The following is a 3,788-nucleotide window of genomic DNA, read 5'->3' as shown; positions in this document are numbered from 1 at the left end:
GACCACGGCACCGCCTACGACATCGCGGGGCGCGGCACCGCCGATCCCTCCAGCCTCAACGCCGCCGTGGCCCTCGCGGTGCGCCTCACTTCCGGCAGCTGAATCACGGACGATCCGCCGCCTTTTCTGTTTCCCGCAATTTCTTCCACGCCAGATCGCGATTCCGCAGCGCCCACGGATCCCCTGGGTAGAGCTTCAGTGCCTTGTCACACCAGGGTAAGCTCCCCCGTCAACCAGACAGTCCAAAAATCGTACTCTCTGGGCGGTTGAAGCCTCGGCAAGAACTGAACCGGAGGCATCCCGCCAACGTTGCTGTCGATTGCTTCAGAGGAAAGCGCGCTGGACCGTGGCCAGGAAGTCGGGGTGCAGGGAACGGGCCGAGGCGACGATGTCGCCCGAGTCGAGGAATCCGCGCCGCCCGTGGAAGTCGGTGACCACGCCTCCGGCCTCCTCCACGATGAGCGAGCCGGCCGCGATGTCCCAGGCCGACAGCCCGCACTCCCAGAAGCCGTCCAGCCTCCCGCAGGCGACGTAGCAGCAATCGAGCGACGCCGATCCGTCGCGCCGCACGCCGGAAGCGGCGCGGATGAAACTCTCCAGCGAAGCCATGAACTGGGACAGCCGGTCCATCGAGCGAAAGGGGAAGCCGGTCACCAGCAAGGATCGTCCCAGATCTCCGCAGGAAGAAACTCGGATGGGAGCATCGTTCAGGGTGGCGCCGCCGCCGCGCGCGGCCGTAAACAGCTCGTCGCGCCAGGGATCGTAAACGGCTCCCGCCACGACCTCGCCTTCGGCGCGCGCGGCGATCGATACGGCGAAGAAGGGGTAGCGGTGGATGTAGTTCGTCGTGCCGTCGAGCGGATCGATGATCCACTCCACCTCGCTGCCCGCCGCGGGCGCCGACTCTTCCGCCAGGAAGCCGTGATCGGGATGGCGCGAGCGGATCCAGGCGATGATCGCCGCCTCCGCCTCGCGGTCGACGCGCGTGACGTAGTCGTTGCGCCCCTTGTCGGTGATCCCCAGCGGCTCCGGAGCCTCCAGGTTGCGGCGCAGCACCTCGCCTCCGACCCGAGCGGCGTCGACCGCCGTGGCGCGCAGGATCTCAGGCGCGACGGTGGGCTTTGCCATAGGCCTTCAGGAGCCGTTCGGTCGAGACGTGGGTGTATTTCTGTGTGGTGGACAGCGACGCATGGCCCAGCAGCTCCTGGATGGAGCGCAGGTCGGCGCCGGCATCCAGCAGGTGCGTGGCGAAGGAATGCCGCAAGGTGTGCGGCGAGACCTTGCGGGTGATGGCCGCCGACTCCAGGGCATGATTCAGGATGCGCCGCACGCTCCGGACGTTGAGCCGGGTGCCGCGAAAATTCAGGAACAGCGCGTCCTTCCCCGAGCCGGGGCGCGGCTCCAGCTCCGCCCGGCGCTTCAGGTATCCGCGGATCGCCTTGACCGCCTGGGAGCCGACCGGCACCAGGCGCTCCTTCCGTCCCTTGCCCAGCACCCGCACCATCCCCTCGCCCAGGTCGAGATCGTCGAACTCGAGCGCGGTCAGCTCGGAGACGCGCAGTCCGGAGGCGTAGAGCAGCTCCAGGATGGCGCGATCGCGCGCCCCGAGCGGCATCGATCCGTCGGGCATATCCAGCAGGTGGCTCATCTCCCCGACGCTGAGCTGCCTGGGCAGGCGACGCTCCTGCCGCGGCGTCGACACCGCCTCGGCCGGATTGTCCTTGACCTTGCCGCGCCGCTTCAGGTAGCGGAAGAAGGAGCGCAGCGCCGCGAGCTTGCGCGCCACGGTGGATTTCTTGATGCCGCGCTCGTGCAGATCTCCCAGGAACCCGCGGATCAGGAGTCGGTCGACACGCCGCGGATCGGCATCGCCTCCTCCGAGCTCGCGCCCCGCGAAGGCGTCGAACTCGCCGAGATCCGACGCGTAGGCACGGATCGTCTCGGGCGAGCTGTTCTGATCGAGGTGCAGATGTTTCAGGTAGGCGCGGATGGCGCGCTCCATTCAGGGCTCGCGCTCGTGACGAGGAATCATCCCGGGATCCCCGCCGGCTGGAGCGCCGCAAGGAACTCTCCGAGATCATCGAGGGCGCGGCGTACCAGCATCTCGCGGCGCGCCCGCTTGTCGCGAATCGGACGATCCAGGGCCGGCAGCAGGCCGAAGGCCATGTTGGTCGGCTGGTAGTCCTTCACGTCGGCGGAGGAGATGTAGCGTCCCAGGCAGCCGAGCGCCGTGGTCGGCGGGAAGGGAAGGACCTCCAGCCCCTCCGCCAGCCGCGCCGCGTGCATGCCGGCCATCAGTCCCGACGCTGCCGATTCCAGGTAGCCTTCGACTCCGGAGACCTGTCCGGCGAAGAAGAGGTCGGGGCGCCTGCGCGCCTGGAAGGTGGCCATCAGGATCGCCGGCGCGTTGATGTAGCTGTTGCGATGGATCATGCCGAGGCGGACGAAGGAAGCCTGCTCCAGTCCCGGGATCATCCGGAAGATGCGCTCCTGCTCGCCCCAGCGCAGGCTGTTCTGGAAGCCGACCAGGTTGAAGTGCTCCGCTGCCGCATTGTCCTGCCGCAGCTGGACCACCGCGTGCGGGCGGCGGCCCGTCTTCGGATCCACCAGCCCCACCGGCTTCATCGGGCCGAAGCGTAGCGTGTCGCGGCCGCGCCGCGCCATCTCCTCGATCGGCAGGCACCCCTCGAAGTAGCCGGTTTTCTCGAACTCGTGCTTCGGGACGGTCGCCGCCGCGAGGATGGCGTCGATGAAGCGCTCGTAGGTTTCCTCGTCCATCGGACAGTTCAGGTAGTCCTCGTCCCCCTTGCCGTAGCGGCTGGCCCGGAAGACCTTCGAGAGATCGAGCGAGTCGGACTCGACGATGGGGGAGACGGCGTCGAAGAAGTAGAGGTAGCCGCGGCCGGTGAAGCGGCCGATGTCGGCGGAGAGCGACTCCGAGACGAGCGGCCCGGTGGCGAGGATGGCAATCGCTTCTTTCGGAATCTCCTCGACCTCGCGCCGGTGGAGATGGATCAGCGGTTCGCCCTCCAATGCCTCGGTGACGCCGCGGGCGAAGCGCTCGCGGTCCACGGCCAGGGCGGAGCCCGCGGGAATCCGCGTGGCATCGGCGATGCGCAGGATGAGCGAGCCGCAGCGCCGCATCTCCTCCTTGAGGAGCCCCGTCGCGGTGTCCATCAGGTTCGACTTGAAGGTGTTGCTGCAGACCAGCTCGGCGCAATCGGCGGTCTTGTGCGCCGCCGTGGGCTTCGCCGGGCGCATCTCATAGAGATCCACCGGATGGCCGCGGCGTGCCAGCTGCCAGGCCGCCTCCGACCCGGCCAGCCCCGCCCCGACGATCTGGATGGCAGGTTTCGTTATCAACGGTTCCCCCGGCCGACTCGCGGTGAGGGCTGATTCTAGTGGATTGTAGGAGGGGGAGACAAGGACAGCGGTGCGAAGTGCGAGCGCTCGGGAGAAAACCCCCGGCGCCGTCGCTGGCGGCGCCGGGGCGGAGGTGGCCTTCAGTTGCAGCCGCAGGCACCCGGCGGGCAGGGATCCGGCAGCTGGCAGTTCGCATCGGGAACGTCGCAGGTGTAGTTGCAGCACCCCCCGGGACCGCACGTGTTGTTGAACTGGCACTTGAAGCCGCCACCTTGACAGTAGCTCACCTGGCAGGGACCGCACTGGGGCGCCGAGTGCACCACATCGAACCACGCGTCCTGGTCGGGATGTCCGTTCTGGGTGTTGCGATTATCACTCCAGACACCATAGATCTTGGTGCTGCTCGCGTCGGCCTCGTTGTAGTC

The 3,788-nt window shown here is 67.8% G+C and carries 5 protein-coding genes; 1 reads left to right on the top strand and 4 read right to left on the bottom strand.

The features are described 5' to 3' along the window. The coding region (locus VFW45_18695) for a 4-hydroxythreonine-4-phosphate dehydrogenase PdxA (protein HEU5182824.1) at positions 1-102 on the top strand (102 nt) is incomplete at its 5' end. Positions 103-324: 222 nt separating this feature from the next. Here VFW45_18695 and VFW45_18690 read toward each other — a convergent pair. The 4 genes from VFW45_18690 to VFW45_18675 all read right to left on the bottom strand — a co-directional run. Beyond that, a complete protein-coding gene (locus VFW45_18690) occupies positions 325-1,128 on the bottom strand; it encodes an inositol monophosphatase family protein (protein ID HEU5182823.1) in 804 nt (267 codons plus the stop codon). Beyond that, positions 1,103-2,002 carry a tyrosine recombinase XerC gene (gene xerC, locus VFW45_18685; protein ID HEU5182822.1) on the bottom strand — a complete coding sequence of 300 codons (900 nt, stop codon included), beginning with the start codon at positions 2,000-2,002 and terminating at the stop codon, positions 1,103-1,105. The genes VFW45_18690 and xerC overlap by 26 nt, the downstream gene beginning before the upstream one ends. Before the next feature lie 26 nt (positions 2,003-2,028). Beyond that, positions 2,029-3,360: a methylenetetrahydrofolate--tRNA-(uracil(54)-C(5))-methyltransferase (FADH(2)-oxidizing) TrmFO gene (gene trmFO, locus VFW45_18680; protein ID HEU5182821.1), complete on the bottom strand. Its 1,332-nt coding sequence runs from the start codon at positions 3,358-3,360 to the stop codon at positions 2,029-2,031. A gap of 143 nt (positions 3,361-3,503) precedes the next feature. Next, a partial coding sequence (locus VFW45_18675; protein HEU5182820.1) for a hypothetical protein occupies positions 3,504-3,788 on the bottom strand: 285 nt, incomplete at its 5' end.

The organism is Candidatus Polarisedimenticolia bacterium (assembly GCA_035764505.1).
Lineage (GTDB): Bacteria > Acidobacteriota > Polarisedimenticolia > Gp22-AA2 > AA152 > AA152.
This window is presented reverse-complemented; position numbering and strand designations above follow the sequence as displayed.